Genomic DNA, 13,884 nt, shown 5'->3' with positions numbered 1-13,884 from the left:
ACGGAACAGTGACGTACCTCCTCAACTCCCCGGACGACTTCGCCGACGAGGCGGTCCGCGGCCTCGTCGCCGCCCACCCCGACCTGCTCACCGAGGTACCCGGTGGCGTCGCCCGTTCGACGCAGACTCCGCAGGGGCAGCCGGCACTGGTGATCGGCGGCGGGTCCGGGCATTACCCGGCGTTCGCCGGATGGGTCGGCCCCGGCATGGGCCACGGCGCACCGTGCGGCAACATCTTCTCCTCACCCTCGGCCTCCGAGGTGTACTCCGTGGTGCGCAACGCCGAGAACGGCGGCGGCGTCATCCTCGGGTTCGGCAACTACGCCGGCGACGTACTGCACTTCGGGCTGGCCGCCGAGAAGCTGCGCCACGAAGGCATCGACGTGCGCATCGTCGCCGTCAGCGACGACATCGCCTCCAACGGTCCGGACAACCACCGCGATCGCCGCGGTGTCGCGGGCGACCTACCGGTCTTCAAGATCGCCGGCGCAGCCATCGAAGCCGGCGCGGATCTCGATGAGGCCGAGCGGGTGGCGTGGAAGGCCAACGACGCGACCCGCTCGTTCGGTCTGGCGTTCGACGGCTGCACCCTCCCGGGCGCCGAGGAGCCCCTGTTCCACGTCGACAAGGGGCAGATGGGCGTCGGGCTGGGAATCCACGGTGAGCCGGGCGTCCGGGACAGCCGCATCGGCACCGCCGCCGAGATCGCCGACCTGCTGTTCGACGAGATCATGGCCGAAGAGCCGCCGCGCGACGCGAACGGCTACGACGGCCGGGTGGCCGTGATCATCAACGGGCTCGGCACGGTGAAATACGAAGAACTCTTCGTCGTCTACGCGCGTATCGCCGAACGGCTCGAGGAAAAGGGGCTGACCGCCGTGCGCCCGGAGGTGGGTGAGTTCGTCACCAGCCTCGACATGGCCGGCTTGTCGCTGACGCTGGTCTTCCTCGACGAGGAACTCGAAAAGCTGTGGACGGCACCGGTGGAGACTGCGGCCTATCGTCGCGGGGCGATGCCGGCCGTGGACCGCGCACCGCGCACCGGTGTCTGGGACGCCGCGGAGCCAGAGATCCCGCAGTCGAGTGAGGACTCCCAAGCCTGCGCCCGCACCATCGCCGCGGTGCTGGAGATGTTCCAGGAGGTGTGTGCCGACAACGAATCAGAACTCGGCCGCCTCGATGCAGTCGCCGGCGACGGCGATCATGGACAAGGCATGACGTTCGGGTCCCGCGGCGCGGCACAGGCGGCCCGCGCCGCCGTGGAGCAAGGTGCCGGTGCCAGAACCACGCTGCTGCTGGCCGGCCAGGCGTGGGCCGATATGGCCGGCGGCACCTCGGGCGCGCTCTGGGGCGCCGCGCTGACCAGCGCCGGCGGCACCTTCGCCGACACCGAGGGCGGTACCGACCGGATGATCGTGGATGCGGTCAGCGCCGGGATCGACGCCGTCGTCCGTCTCGGCGGCGCTCAACCAGGCGACAAGACGATGGTCGATGCCGCCCTGCCGTTCCGTGACACGCTGACCGATGCCTTCGACTCGGAGGCAGGGCCGGCCATCACCACCGCCGCGCGCGTGGCGCAGGAAGCGGCCGAAAAGACCGCCGAGATTTCGGCGAGATTGGGTCGCGCGCGGGTACTCGGTGAGAAGAGCCTCGGCACCCCCGACCCTGGGGCGCTGTCGTTCGCGCTACTGATGGCTGCCTTGGGCGACCATCTGTCGCAGTGAAATTCGAGAGGAGCAAAGCATGGCTTTGAGGATCGTGATCGGCGGCGACAACGCCGGATTCAACTACAAGAAGGCGCTGCGCGAGGACCTCGAGTCCGACGCGCGGGTGGCGGTCGTGGACGACATCGGTGTCGAGGACGCCCAGGACGACACGGCGTATCCGAACGTCGCCGTCGCGGCCGCCGAGAAGGTCGCCAGGGGTGACGCCGATCGGGCGTTGCTGATCTGCGGCACCGGCCTGGGCGTCGCGATCGCTGCGAACAAGGTCAAGGGCGTCCGCGCGGTGACCGCCCACGACCTGTACTCCGTGCAGCGCTCGGTGCTGTCGAACAATGCGCAGGTGCTGTGCATGGGGGAGCGAGTGGTCGGGCTGGAACTGGCACGAGCGCTGGTCAAGGAATGGCTCGGCCTGGAGTTCGACCCACAGTCCTCCTCGGCGGCGAAGGTCGACGCCATCTGTGCCTACGAGGGTGACTGACCCGGGGCCGGTCGGGGTGCCCCGGTTGTGGATCGGCACCAGCTGGAAGATGAACAAAGGGCTCGCCGAGGCCCGTCGCTACGTCCGTGGGCTGTCAGACCATGTCAGTCGGCACGGCGCACCAGGAGTGCAGCCATTCATCATCCCGTCGTTCACCGCGCTCGCCGCCGCCCGTGACGAACTCGGAACCGACTCGACCGTGTTGCTCGGTGCACAGAATGCGCATTGGGAAGATGAGGGAGCGTGGACCGGCGAGGTGTCGGTGGCCCAGGCCAAGGACGCAGGCGCCCAGCTCGTGGAGATCGGACATTCCGAGCGTCGCGAACACTTCGGCGAAACCGTGGAGACGACCCGGTTGAAGGTGGCGGCCGTCCTGGCCCACGGCCTGGTGCCACTGCTGTGCATCGGTGAGAGCGCCGAGGTCAAACGCGCCGGGAACTCTTCACCGTTCATACTCGACCAGGCGGCGGGCGCGCTCGACGGTCTGACCGCACCGGAACTGAGCCGCGTCCTGATCGCCTACGAGCCGATCTGGGCCATCGGCGAAAGCGGCCGCCCCGCCACCGTCGAAGAACTCCGGCAACCGTTCGCCGATCTGGATCGTGAGTATGGCGGCCGGACAAGGGGATTGGTCTATGGCGGCTCGGTGAATCACGACAACGCCGGCGACCTGCTGGGCATCGACGGGGTGACCGGACTTTTCATCGGCAGGGCGGCGTGGCAACTGCCCGGCTACCTCAGCCTTCTCGAGATCGCCGCGGCCCATCCGAAGGCGGCCGGCTGATCGGCGGGCAATTTCGGCATACCGACGAATACCGGCACCGACTGGCCTTCAATTGAACCGTCAGCCACTGGTTGCCATAGCCAGGGTGAGCGCCGGGAAAGGGTGTGTTCTCGATGGAGCGTAGATCGGTCGGCGGGTCCGAGGACACCTCGCTGTTGAAGGTGCTGGGGAACTGGGACGTCCTGGCGCTGGGCTTCGGGGCGATGATCGGTTTCGGCTGGGTGGTGCTCACCGGGGACTGGATCGGATCCGCGGGCACCCTCGGAGCGGTGCTGGCCATGACCGCCGGCGGTGTGATCATGGCCGTCGTCGGCCTGACCTACGCCGAGCTCACCGCGGCGATGCCCAAGGCCGGTGGTGAACACAACTTCCTGCTTCGCGGAATGGGGCCCCGATGGTCGTTCATCGGCTCGTGGGGCATCGTCGGCGGCTACGTGACCATCGTGGCGTTCGAGGCCGTCGCTCTGCCCAGAACCGCGTTGTACCTCTTTCCCGGGCTCAATCAGGTTCACCTGTGGGACGTCGCGGGCAGCCCGGTCTACCTGACGTGGGCGCTGGTGGGCGCGATCGCCGCGGTCGTCATCACGACCATCAACATTCTGGGGGTCAAGTTCGCCAGTGTGGTGCAGACGTTCGTCGTGGTGCTCCTTCTGGTCATAGCCTTGATGCTGGTCGTCGGTTCCTTCACCGGCGGCTCCCCGGACAACATGCAACCGTTGTTCACCGGCGGCGCGGCGGGTTTCTTCGCGGTGCTCGTCGTCGTGCCGTTCCTGTTCGTCGGATTCGACGTCATACCGCAGTCCGCGGAGGAAGTGAACGTGCCGGCCCGCCAGATCGGCCGCCTCGTCGTCATCGCCGTGGTGTTGGCCACCGTGTTCTATCTGCTGGTCATCGCCACCACATCATCGGCGATGCCGCCGGGCGAGCTCGCCGAGGTCGACATTGCCACTGCGGACGCGTTCGGCGCCATGTTCGGTAGCGACGCGATGGCCAAGGTGCTGATCGCGGGCGGCATCGCCGGAATCCTCACATCGTGGAACTCCTTGCTGCTGGGCGCATCCCGGCTGATGTACTCGATGGCGCGTTCCGGCATGCTGCCGGCCTGGTTCGGCAGGTTGCATCCCAGGTTCCGCACGCCGGTCAATGCGTTGCTGTTCATCGGCGCGCTGTCGTTCGTCGCGCCGTTTCTCGGCGAGGCGATGCTCGGGTGGCTCGTCGACTCCGGTTCGCCGAGCATCGTCATCGCCTATCTTCTGGTGTCCATCGTCTTCCTGGTGCTGCGCCGTCGCGAACCGAGCATGGATCGGCCGCTGCGCATCGGCGGAAACGGCAACGGCGGCAAGGTGATCGGCGCCGCCGCGGTGGTGCTCTGCGCCGGGTTGCTGGCGCTCTACCTGCCCGGTATGCCGGCCTTCCTGGACGTCCAGCCGTGGATCCTGTTCGGTGCCTGGTGGGTGCTCGGCGCATTCTTCCTGCTGCGGATCCCGACCGGTGTCCAGCCGGGCGAGGACGCCGAGCACCGCTTACTGGAGGCGCTCAAGCAGCGTTGAGCGCGCCGGTCAGGAGTTCTGCGTGTCGTTGGTGCGGAGGGCAGGCAGCAGGGCCGGCAGGACGAGCCGGCGGCGCAGGCGGTTGCCGGAATGCCGGAACAGGCAGCTCATCGCCGCGGCGGTGCCGCCGACGTCGTCGCGGGCGGTGAGGTAGGTCCATTTGTGCGCGTCGGGCAGGCTGAAGAACTGCTCGAAGAAATCGGGGACCTCGGGCGGCGGCATCCGCAGAAGTGCTTCCAGACCGATCCGGCGAAAGCGATGGATTGCCTGCGCAGTCCGCGGCCACACGGTCTGCTGGGCGGCAGACAGTGCGCTGTCCGGATCGGAGGGCAGGTGCGCAGCGAGCGCCTCGGCGACCAAGGGGGCGAGTTGCAGGGAGGCGGCCACGCTGAAGCCCGTCGCCGGATGGATCAAGGGCGCGGCCGCACCGAATCCGAGTACGTCACGTCCGGCGTGCCGCGGATGGTCGACGCGGAACGAGACCTTCTCGCTGCGTGCGTCTTCCGGAGGGACGACACCGCGGCGGGCCAGCCGGGCGTGCAGCCGTCGGCGCAGCGTCGACAGCGCCAAACCCGGCCTACGGGCCAGGGAAGTCTCCTCCAGCAGCACCCGACCACCGCCCAGCGGAACGCCGTAGAGGAACGTCGGCCAACCGGCCTCGCCGTGATCGGCGCGCCAGTCCATGAAGAGTGCATCGCCGGGAGCCACCAGCGGCGCGGCCCGGTCTTCGTCGAGGATCAACCCGAAAGCCGTTTGCTCAGCGGGTGTCCCGTGCGATGCTGTGCGGTCCAGGGGCCGCCACCGGCCCCCGGCGTCGACGACCACCGAGGCCCGTAGCTGCGACCCATCGGCCAACGAGACCATGCCCCGTTCCGGTGACCCGACCGCCCGACCGGTGTGGACGTGCACTCCGCTCAGCCGGCCTGCGAGGTGCGCGCGGAAAGCGGGCACGTCCAGGACGGCGTATTCCCACCCCAGCAGGTGTTCGGTTCGTGCGATCGCCCGGCCCGCGGCCCGGGCGGCGACCACCGAGTCCGGCAGATCCGCGGGCAGCTCCCGGCTCCACAGGCCGTAGGTCGCCAGCCAGGGCCGATCCGGCGCAGGATCGAGCAACCCGGTGTCGAGGCCGAGGCGCCCACAGGCCCCCGCCAATGCCATACCCGCGGGTCCACCCCCGACCACCAGCACGTCCATGCATCCATCGTGCCCGGTCGTTCCGTCGGCGCGATGACGACAGCTGAAGAGCACGGCCGCCTCTGGACGATCGGACAGGTGATTCGGCTCTTCGCCTATGGAAACGTCCGGGCACTGTCGGTTGTATGGACGGTATGACAGCTGACTCCCACCGCAAGACCGTCCTGGTTCTCGGGGCGACGGGTAAGACCGGTCGACGGGTCGCCGCACGGATGCGACTGCGCGGTCACCTGGTGCGACCTGCGTCCCGGACCAGTGAGGTGCCCTTCGACTGGTCGGATCCCCAGACCTGGGACGCCGCCCTGCGCGGCGCCGAATGCGCTTACGTCATCTCGCCGGGCGCGCCCGGTCCGGTGCACGATCTGGTCACCCGTGCCCGACAGGCCGGCGTGCGCAGACTGGTCCTGCTGTCCGGCCGCGGCGCCGACAACTGGGGAGATTCATCGTTCGGACTCGACATGCTCGACGCCGAGAGTGCGGTGCGGGATTCCGGTCTCGAATGGACGATCCTGCGGCCCAACAACTTCGACCAGAACTTCAGCGAGGAACTGTTCCACGGCCCAGTCGTCGCGGGGGAACTCGCACTGCCCGCCGGTGACGTCCCGGAGCCTTTCATCGACATCGAGGACGTGGCCGACGTCGCGGCCACCGTGCTGTCCGAGCCGGGCCGCCATGTCGAACGGACCTACGAACTCAGCGGGCCCCGGGCCATCACATTCGGCGAGGCTGTCGCCCTGATCGCCAGGGCGACCGGGCGGTCGATCACGTACAAGCGGATCTCCCCGGCCGAGTACATCGCCGCCCTGGTCGAGGACGGCCTGTCCGAGTCTGATGCCGGCCACCTCGCCGGCATGTACGACATCATGGAGCGCGGATTGATCGCGGACACCACAGCTGAGATCGACGCGCTGCTGGGCCGGCCGGCGCGCACCTTCGAGGACTACGTTCTGCGGACCGCAGCGCTCGGAGTGTGGGACCGATGACCTCGGCCGCCGGCGACGTACCTGCCGATGCCCTGACTCGGTCCGACATCGAGTTCCTCTGCCGTCCTCTGCACGGATTCCTGACCATGGCCGCCGGACCGGTACCCCCGCAACCGCGTCCGGTCTGGTTCGAGACGACCGCCGACGGGACGCTGCAGTTGTTCACCGGCCCCGACACGGTGAAAGTGCGGCGATTGCGTCGCGATCCGCGCGCCTCGCTGGTGGTCGCGGCGCCGGTCGGGGAACGTGAGCGGTGGATCTCGGTCACCGGGCACGTCACCGTGGCTGTCGACGGCGCCCACGATCTCGCACGCCGGCTGGCCGCGCGCTACTGGGACCTCGACGATCCTGTCCGCGCCAAAGACCTGGCCGACATCCTCGCCGAGGATCAGGTTCGGCTGGTGCTGCACCCGACGGCCGTGCACCGCGCGGTGTTCTGAGCAGGCCCGGCGATTGCGCGGCCGGGCATCACCGGCCTGCCAGGCTAATCCGGAACTGCTGCGCCGGAATCAGTTTCACGCTGGAGGAGCCGGCGTGCACTGGCCACGATGTGATCCTCCAGCACGCTGCGCCGTTGTCCGGGATCGTCGTTCTCGATCGACTCGAGGAGTACCCGATGCTCCTCCGGGATGGCGAACGGAGTCGAGTGCCGGCGCGCCAGCCGGTGAATCTGCATTCTTATCCGGGGCTGCACGCTGGTCCACAGCTGTAGAGCGTGATCGGAATGCGCACTGCGCACGATGGATTCGTGATAGGCGACGTCGAGTTCATTGAGCTGATCCAGATCGCCGGCGCGGGCAGCGATGCCCATCTGTTCGACGAGTCGCCGTAGCTCCTCGAGCGTGGTGGGATCGGCGCTGGCCGTCTCGACGGCAAAGGACTCGATCGCCAATCGCACGGGCAACAGCACCCCGAGTAGTTCGTCGGGGCTCACCGACGTGACGAAAGCCCCGCGGTTGGGAATGTGCTGGACCAGTCCCTCACTCTCCAACTGGCGCAGCGCCTCGCGCACCGGGCCGGGGCTGGTGTGCAGATGGGCGGCCAGGATGTCCTGTTTGAGTTGAGCACCCGGTGCGATGTGTCCCTTGACGATCTGCTCGCGCAGCCAATCCGCGATCTGATGTCGGCGCGAGGCGGCCAGGGGCGCAGGGGCGGTGGCGCCCAGGCTCTCAGCGTGCGTCATGCGTGTCTCCCTCTGCGCCCTGCTCGCGTTTCTCATCCTAGGCATCCCTGACTGTCATCCCCGACTGTCATCCCTCACCGTCATCCCTCGCGCCGTCACCCCTGACCGCGCCGACGCGACGCGAGCGCACCGGGCCGTCTTGCGTAGATTATGGATTATAGATAATCTCGAATGTGATGCGGGTCGCAGCTCATACCGACCTCGCCTCCGACCCGGCCGATCGGCCGCCGACCCGAATCGAGGGATGAAGATGCGAAAAGCGTTCCGTGCACTCGCTGTTGTGTTGATGGCGGTCCTGCTGGCCACCGGCTGTACGTCGTCGGGTTCGGGGGGCGGCCCGGCCGGCGCCGGTCAGAGTGTGCTGACCAAGGTGCTTCAGTCAAAGAAGGTGTCGATCGGCGTGTTCGCCGATGCGCCGCCCTACGGCGTGATGAACAGCGCGGGTCAATACGAGGGATTCGACATCGACAAGGCGCGCGCACTGGCCGAGTCCCTGGGCGCGGAGGCCGAGTTCGTGAGCACCACCAACGCCAGCCGGATTCCGATGCTCGAGACCGGCAAGGTGGACGTCATCATCGCCGCACTGACCAATCTGGATGAACGCGCCCAGGTGGTCGCAATGACCCGCCCGTACGCCTCGGAAGGTCAACTCGTCGTGGTGCCGGCCGACAGCGACATCCGCAGCTATGACGACCTCACCGGCAGGAACGTCGCCGCCACCCGGGGCAGCGTGCCGGCCACCATCCTCAATACCCAGTTCCCGCAGGCGAATGCCAGCTTGTTCGAGGCGGTGGCGGATTCGATCCAGGCGCTGCGCAGCGGCAAGGTGGATGCGCTGATGGAGAGCACCGCCGTGGTCGCCGACATCCGGGACAGCGAGGGCGACGCAGTCCGCGTGCTGGAGGCTCCGCAGCTGGCGCCGTCGTTGGTGTCCTTCGGGGTCAAGATGGGTGACCAACTCTGGCTGAACTATCTGAACAACTTCATCATGAACTACAACATCAGCCAAGGGGCCAACGAGTCGTACAACAAATGGCTCGGGATGGACGTCCCCGAGCTCATCAAGTAGGGCCGAGTAGCCGACGATGCAGCTCTACTACGGCGATGTGGTGCCGCACCTGGGGCCGCTCCTGACCGGACTGGCGATCAGTATCGCGGTGAGCGCGGCCGCCGCACTGGCCGGCGGCGCCCTGGGCATCCTGCTCTACGCCGGCCGGACCTCCGCGGTGCGCACCCTGCGTGCACTGGCCGGCACGTACATCGAGATCATCCGCAACACACCGCTTCTGCTGCAGCTCTATCTGGTGTACTTCGCGTTACCGCAGGCAGGGATCAACCTGGATCCGATCGCAGCCGGCGTCGTGGCGCTCACCGTCAACAACGCCGCATACATGGCCGAGATCTATCGAGCCGGATTCCAGTCCGTGCCCGACGGTCTACGGGAAGCCGGCGCGGCCCTGGGGTTGAGCACGCGGGACACCTTCTGGCGGGTACTGCTACCGCCGGCGATGCGAAACGTGCTGCCGGCCATGACCAACCAGACGATCCTGCTGTTCCTGGCATCGTCGGTCACGTCGGTGGTCGCCCTGCCGGATCTCATGCACGCCATGCTGGGCATCACCTCGACCACCTTCCGCACGATCGAGACGCTCACCGTCGGTGGTCTGCTGTACTTCAGCGTCGCGTTCCTGATCGCCGCCGCGTCACGGGTCGTCGAGACCCGCTTCATCACCTGGAAGGTGGCGTGATGTTCGAAGCATTCGGTTGGCAGCACTTGTCTTTGATCCTGCAGGGCGCCGTCGTGACCATTCAGATCTGTGTGCTCTCCGTACTGTTCGGCGGCGCCCTGGGACTGGTGATCGGACTGATGGTGGCCGGCACCGTCCGGCCGCTGAAGTGGCTCAGCGCGATCTACATCGCGATCATCCGGGGCATCCCGGTGCTCCTGGTCATCTTCTTCGTGTACTTCGGCGTGCCGTTGCTCATGCCCGGCAGCGGGCTCGCCGAGTACTGGGCCGCGGTCATCGCGCTGTCGATCTTCGCGTCCGCGTATATCGGAGAATTGGTGCGCGGCAGCATCCAGGCGGTACCGCTCGGGCAGTTCGAAGCGGCAGAAGCGCTCGGCCTCGCGTACCGGGATCGGATGCGCTTCGTCATCCTGCCGCAGGCGGCCCGCCTGATCGTGCCACCGGGTGTCGGGTTCCTGGTCATCCTGATCAAGGACAGCTCACTGGTTGCCGTCATCGGATTGATCGAGCTGACCCGAGCGGCCAATATCGTCAGCTCACAGACCGCCGATCCGATCCTCGCCTACACCGTCGCGGGTGCGTTCTACTTCGCCATCTGCTTCGTTCTGTCCGCGCTGTCGCGCCGCTACGAACGCCGTCTGGGCAACAAGGTCGCGGCACCCAAGCTTGGTGATGCGCTCACCAACCTGACCACGGGAGCAAGAACATGATCGAGATATCCGACCTCCGCCTGAGTTTCGGTGCCAACGAGGTCCTCTGCGGGATCTCCTGCGCGGTGGCCGAACGTGAGGTGGTGTGCATCATCGGTGCATCAGGCTCGGGTAAGAGCACCCTGCTGCGTTGCATGAACGGCCTGGAACGCCCGTCGCATGGCAGCATCGTCGTCAACGGCCACCGGCTCGGCCCGCAGGAGCGGCCCGCCGACCTCGCCGTCGTCCGGCGGGATGTCGGAATGGTGTTCCAACACTTCAATCTGTTTCCCCACATGACGGTGATCGACAACATCATCCTCGCACCGCAACGCGTGCTGAAGCGAAGTAGGTCACAGGCACGCGAGCATGGGCGTGCGCTGCTGGACCGGGTCGGGCTGACCGACAAAGCCGATGTCTATCCCGATTCCCTCTCCGGCGGTCAGAAGCAACGGGTCGCCATCGCCCGGGCGCTCGCGATGGAACCCACCATCATGCTGTTCGACGAGCCCACCTCGGCTCTTGACCCCGAGATCGTCGGTGAAGTGCTGGCCGTCATGAAGGACCTGGCCGCCGACGGTATGACCATGGTGGTGGTCACCCACGAGATGGGGTTCGCCCGTGAGGTGGCCGACCGCGTGATCTACATGGACAAGGGGTGCATCGTCGAAACCGACGAACCCTCAGCGCTTTTCGGATCTCCCCGAGAGTCCCGAACGCGTGAGTTCCTCAGCAAGGTGCTCTGACGTGCCCGCCCTCGACACCCTCATCGCCGGTGGTGACATCGTGGACGGCACCGGCGCGCCGCCGCGGCGGTGCGATGTCGGCATCGCCGGCGACCGCATCACCTACCTCGGCCTTTCTCAGCAGGTCGACGCCCGCCACGCGGTGGATGCCTCCGGGATGTACGTGTTGCCCGGGCTGATCGACCCACACAGCCACAGCGACTGGTCGACACTGGGAAACCGGGAGGCGTACAGCACAATTCACCAGGGCGTGACGACCGAGGTGGTGGGCAACTGCGGTGTCACCTATGCCCCGCTGGGCGGCGTCGATGTGGAGGCCGCGCGCAGTGCCTTGCGGGCGATGGGATACCAGGGCCCGATCGACTGGCGCAGCTTCGGTGAGCTGCTCGACACCGTGCACGCGGGCCGGACCGCGCAGAATCTCATGTGGTTCGTCGGGCACACCGCGATCCGGTCGGCCGCCAGATCGAATGCCGAATCGGCGGGCGTCGACGAACACCGAGAGCGGCTGCGGTTGGTCGAAGAGGCCCTGGAGGCCGGCGCGATCGGACTGTCCAGCGGGCTGGAGTACGGTGCCGGCAGATTCGCCGACACCGACGAGCTCGCGCAACTGGCGCGAATCGTCGGGCGCCGTGATGGTATGTACGCCAGTCACATCCGAAACCGGGACAGCGGACTCGATGACGCCGTCGAGGAGTTCTTCGACGTCGTTCATCGGGCGGGGGTGCGAGCGCAGCTGTCGCACCTCAACGTGCGGTACGGCACCGGGGCCGAACCCGGCGCATGGCACCGTGCGGTGCACCGGGTCGTCGAAGAGCGACGCAGCGGTACCGACGTGCTGGCCGACATGACACCGTACCCGCACGGGATCGGGATGGCCGCCGGGCTACTCCCCGGCTGGCTGGTCGAGCGGCCGCCAGCCGAAGCCGCCGAACTGCTGCGCGACAAGGAAATACGCGCCCAGGTCCGGTCCGACTGCGACCGGTACTGGCGGTTTCTGCATCGGGGGCAGTGGGACCGGGTCCGGCTTGGCGTGTCGGCAACGCATCAGGAGTGGGAGGGGCTGACCTTCCCGGAGATCGCCGCGCGGCACGGTCGCGACGAATGGGACTGCCTGTTCGACATCCTGGCCGCCGCCGGGGCCGATCTGGGCGGCGTGCAGCTGCTCGGATTGCTGTTCACCGAGGACCACCTCGCCGACGCCATCGGTCACGACCACTTCCTGCTGGGCGTCGACGCTTTCACCACCCGGCGCGACGGCACGCTCAACGCGCGCACCCGCCACCCGCTGTTCTATTTCGGCCATACCCATTATCTCGCCCACCATGTGCCGGCAGGAACGCTCTCGCTCCAGGAAGCGGTGCACAAGATGACCGGCATGGTGGCCGACCACTTCCGCATCCGCGACCGCGGGTATCTGCGCGCTGACCATTACGCCGACGTCGTGGTCCTCGACCCGAAGCTGCTGGCTGCCACCGACACCTGGGGGTTGCCGAAGGCCTACGCCTCGGCCGTCCGCCAGGTCTGGGTCAACGGCAGCGCGGTGGTCGCCGACGGTCAGCACACCGGCGGGCTGCCGGGCCGGTTACTGCGCTGAACCCGGGCCCAGCCGGGTCGCACCCAACTGCGCATCGACGACACAACACGGAGGAAGACAGCATCAGATGAAGATCGAACGGATCGAGACCTGCGGCCTACGCGGCGCCACGCCGGAAGGCGGGTGGTCCAACGAACTGCGTCCCGACGACGTCGTACACACGTTGGTCGCCGTGCACACCGACACCGGCCATGTGGGGGTCGGCAGCGCCTTCACTGCGGAGGGACTGGTCCGCGCCGGGCTTGACCTGCTGCGGCCCCAACTCGTCGGCCAGAGCGCACTCGAGGTGGAGCGGATCACCGAAACGCTGCATCAGAGTGCCTTCTGGATGGGTCGGGGTGGGACTCTGACCCATGCCACCAGCGCTGTCGACATCGCATTGTGGGACCTGGCCGGGCAGGCATTCGGACAGCCGGTCGGCCGGTTGCTCGGCGGACGCTACCGGGACTGCGTACGTCCCTATGCCTCGGTGCTGATGGACGAGGCCCAGGTGATGACCGAGAATCTCGAGGCGCTCGTCGATGAGGGGTTCACCGCGTTCAAGATCGGTTGGTGGAAGTTCGGTCGTGTCGACGCCGCGACCGATGAACGTACGGTGGCCGCCGCGCGGCAGGCGGTGGGTGACCGGCTGCTCGCCGTGGATGCGGGCGGATCGGAGGCGTTCTTCCCGGGTGGACTGTCGTGGGCCAAACGTACGGCCAACATGCTCGCCGGTTACGACGTGGCCTGGTTCGAGGAGGCGCTGGCGCCGGATGACCTCGACGGATTTGTGGCGTTGCGCGCCCATTCGCCGATACCGATCAGCGGTGGTGAGGTCCTGACCCGACGGCAATCGTTCATGCCGTTCATCGAGGGCGGCGCCTTCGATATCGTGCAGCCCGACACCACCAAGGGCGGTGGTCTCAGCGAGTCGCGCCGGATCGGTTGGGCTGCACAAGATCACGGGATCCGGCTGGTGCCACACGGATGGAATACCGGAGTGGGCCTGGCGGCCGATCTACAGCTGGCGTCGGCGCTGGCCGGCACAGACCTCGTCGAGTACAAGACCGGGTCCGCCTACATCGACGATCTGATCCTCGGGGGCTGGAGTCTGGACGGCGACGGGATGCTCGCCGTGCCAGACTCCGCGGGACTCGGTGTCGCCCTCGACCCCGACGCGCTGACCCGCTACGGAACCAATCCCACCTTCGCCGAGGCTCGGTGACGGT

14 protein-coding genes are annotated in these 13,884 nt (G+C 67.5%); 12 read left to right on the top strand and 2 right to left on the bottom strand.

The features are described from left to right. The first annotated feature begins 8 nt into the window (after positions 1–8). The 4 genes from lerK to ACNUDN_RS27350 all read left to right on the top strand — a co-directional run bounded on the left by lerK (position 9) and on the right by ACNUDN_RS27350 (position 4,536). A complete protein-coding gene (gene lerK / locus ACNUDN_RS27365) occupies positions 9–1,724 on the top strand; it encodes an L-erythrulose 1-kinase (protein WP_419124817.1) in 1,716 nt (571 codons plus the stop codon). Between the two features lie 19 nt (positions 1,725–1,743). Next, positions 1,744–2,202, top strand: a complete 459-nt coding sequence (locus tag ACNUDN_RS27360) for a ribose-5-phosphate isomerase (protein ID WP_419124816.1) — start codon at positions 1,744–1,746, stop codon at positions 2,200–2,202. After that, positions 2,195–2,986 (top strand): triose-phosphate isomerase, encoded by a 792-nt coding sequence (locus tag ACNUDN_RS27355; protein ID WP_419124815.1) that lies wholly within the window; start codon positions 2,195–2,197, stop codon positions 2,984–2,986. Before ACNUDN_RS27360 ends, ACNUDN_RS27355 begins: the two co-directional genes overlap by 8 nt. A 113-nt stretch (positions 2,987–3,099) precedes the next feature. Continuing rightward, positions 3,100–4,536 (top strand): APC family permease, encoded by a 1,437-nt coding sequence (locus tag ACNUDN_RS27350; protein ID WP_419124814.1) that lies wholly within the window; start codon positions 3,100–3,102, stop codon positions 4,534–4,536. A 9-nt stretch (positions 4,537–4,545) separates the two neighbouring features. On the opposite strand, the gene ACNUDN_RS27345 is transcribed toward ACNUDN_RS27350, so the two are convergent. Beyond that, positions 4,546–5,730: a lycopene cyclase family protein gene (locus ACNUDN_RS27345; RefSeq protein ID WP_419124813.1), complete on the bottom strand. Its 1,185-nt coding sequence runs from the start codon at positions 5,728–5,730 to the stop codon at positions 4,546–4,548. Between the two features lie 134 nt (positions 5,731–5,864). Here ACNUDN_RS27345 and ACNUDN_RS27340 point away from each other — a divergent pair, with 134 nt between their 5' ends. Both ACNUDN_RS27340 and ACNUDN_RS27335 read left to right on the top strand, forming a co-directional pair. Then, positions 5,865–6,713, top strand: a complete 849-nt coding sequence (locus tag ACNUDN_RS27340) for an NAD(P)H-binding protein (RefSeq protein ID WP_419124812.1) — start codon at positions 5,865–5,867, stop codon at positions 6,711–6,713. Beyond that, entirely contained in the window at positions 6,710–7,153 is a 444-nt protein-coding gene (locus ACNUDN_RS27335) for a pyridoxamine 5'-phosphate oxidase family protein (protein ID WP_419124811.1), read from the top strand. Before ACNUDN_RS27340 ends, ACNUDN_RS27335 begins: the two co-directional genes overlap by 4 nt. A 44-nt stretch (positions 7,154–7,197) precedes the next feature. Here ACNUDN_RS27335 and ACNUDN_RS27330 read toward each other — a convergent pair whose 3' ends face one another. Next, positions 7,198–7,896, bottom strand: coding sequence for a GntR family transcriptional regulator (locus ACNUDN_RS27330; RefSeq protein WP_419124810.1), 699 nt, complete (start codon positions 7,894–7,896; stop codon positions 7,198–7,200). Positions 7,897–8,140: 244 nt separating this feature from the next. On the opposite strand from ACNUDN_RS27330, the gene ACNUDN_RS27325 reads away from it, so the two are divergent. From ACNUDN_RS27325 to ACNUDN_RS27300, 6 genes are all read left to right on the top strand, one after another. Continuing rightward, positions 8,141–8,965, top strand: a complete 825-nt coding sequence (locus tag ACNUDN_RS27325) for a transporter substrate-binding domain-containing protein (protein WP_419124809.1) — start codon at positions 8,141–8,143, stop codon at positions 8,963–8,965. A 16-nt stretch (positions 8,966–8,981) separates the two neighbouring features. Continuing rightward, positions 8,982–9,644, top strand: coding sequence for an amino acid ABC transporter permease (locus tag ACNUDN_RS27320; RefSeq protein ID WP_419124808.1), 663 nt, complete (start codon positions 8,982–8,984; stop codon positions 9,642–9,644). Continuing rightward, entirely contained in the window at positions 9,644–10,354 is a 711-nt protein-coding gene (locus ACNUDN_RS27315; RefSeq protein WP_419124807.1) for an amino acid ABC transporter permease, read from the top strand. Before ACNUDN_RS27320 ends, ACNUDN_RS27315 begins: the two co-directional genes overlap by 1 nt. Continuing rightward, positions 10,351–11,079: an amino acid ABC transporter ATP-binding protein gene (locus ACNUDN_RS27310; RefSeq protein ID WP_419124806.1), complete on the top strand. Its 729-nt coding sequence runs from the start codon at positions 10,351–10,353 to the stop codon at positions 11,077–11,079. The genes ACNUDN_RS27315 and ACNUDN_RS27310 overlap by 4 nt, the downstream gene beginning before the upstream one ends. Position 11,080: 1 nt before the next feature. Continuing rightward, positions 11,081–12,676, top strand: coding sequence for an N-acyl-D-amino-acid deacylase family protein (locus ACNUDN_RS27305; protein WP_419124805.1), 1,596 nt, complete (start codon positions 11,081–11,083; stop codon positions 12,674–12,676). A gap of 67 nt (positions 12,677–12,743) precedes the next feature. Beyond that, on the top strand, positions 12,744–13,880 hold the full coding sequence (locus ACNUDN_RS27300; RefSeq protein ID WP_419124804.1) for a mandelate racemase/muconate lactonizing enzyme family protein: 1,137 nt from the start codon (positions 12,744–12,746) through the stop codon (positions 13,878–13,880). The last annotated feature ends 4 nt before the right edge of the window (positions 13,881–13,884 follow it).

The sequence above is a fragment of the Mycobacterium sp. smrl_JER01 genome (assembly GCF_048513595.2).
Lineage (GTDB): Bacteria > Actinomycetota > Actinomycetes > Mycobacteriales > Mycobacteriaceae > Mycobacterium.
Note: the sequence above shows the minus strand (reverse complement) of the source record. Positions and strands in the feature narration are given on the sequence as shown.

What these genes read in the sequence shown, in the direction of transcription:
- ACNUDN_RS27360 (WP_419124816.1), top strand. Translation starts at nt 1,744, where the DNA reads ATGGCTTTGAGGATCGTGATCGGCGGCGACAACGCCGGATTCAACTAC.
- ACNUDN_RS27350 (WP_419124814.1), top strand. Translation starts at nt 3,100, where the DNA reads ATGGAGCGTAGATCGGTCGGCGGGTCCGAGGACACCTCGCTGTTGAAG.
- ACNUDN_RS27345 (WP_419124813.1), bottom strand. Translation starts at nt 5,730, where the DNA reads ATGGACGTGCTGGTGGTCGGGGGTGGACCCGCGGGTATGGCATTGGCG.
- ACNUDN_RS27340 (WP_419124812.1), top strand. Translation starts at nt 5,865, where the DNA reads ATGACAGCTGACTCCCACCGCAAGACCGTCCTGGTTCTCGGGGCGACG.
- ACNUDN_RS27335 (WP_419124811.1), top strand. Translation starts at nt 6,710, where the DNA reads ATGACCTCGGCCGCCGGCGACGTACCTGCCGATGCCCTGACTCGGTCC.
- ACNUDN_RS27330 (WP_419124810.1), bottom strand. Translation starts at nt 7,896, where the DNA reads ATGACGCACGCTGAGAGCCTGGGCGCCACCGCCCCTGCGCCCCTGGCC.
- ACNUDN_RS27325 (WP_419124809.1), top strand. Translation starts at nt 8,141, where the DNA reads ATGAAGATGCGAAAAGCGTTCCGTGCACTCGCTGTTGTGTTGATGGCG.
- ACNUDN_RS27320 (WP_419124808.1), top strand. Translation starts at nt 8,982, where the DNA reads ATGCAGCTCTACTACGGCGATGTGGTGCCGCACCTGGGGCCGCTCCTG.
- ACNUDN_RS27315 (WP_419124807.1), top strand. Translation starts at nt 9,644, where the DNA reads ATGTTCGAAGCATTCGGTTGGCAGCACTTGTCTTTGATCCTGCAGGGC.
- ACNUDN_RS27310 (WP_419124806.1), top strand. Translation starts at nt 10,351, where the DNA reads ATGATCGAGATATCCGACCTCCGCCTGAGTTTCGGTGCCAACGAGGTC.
- ACNUDN_RS27300 (WP_419124804.1), top strand. Translation starts at nt 12,744, where the DNA reads ATGAAGATCGAACGGATCGAGACCTGCGGCCTACGCGGCGCCACGCCG.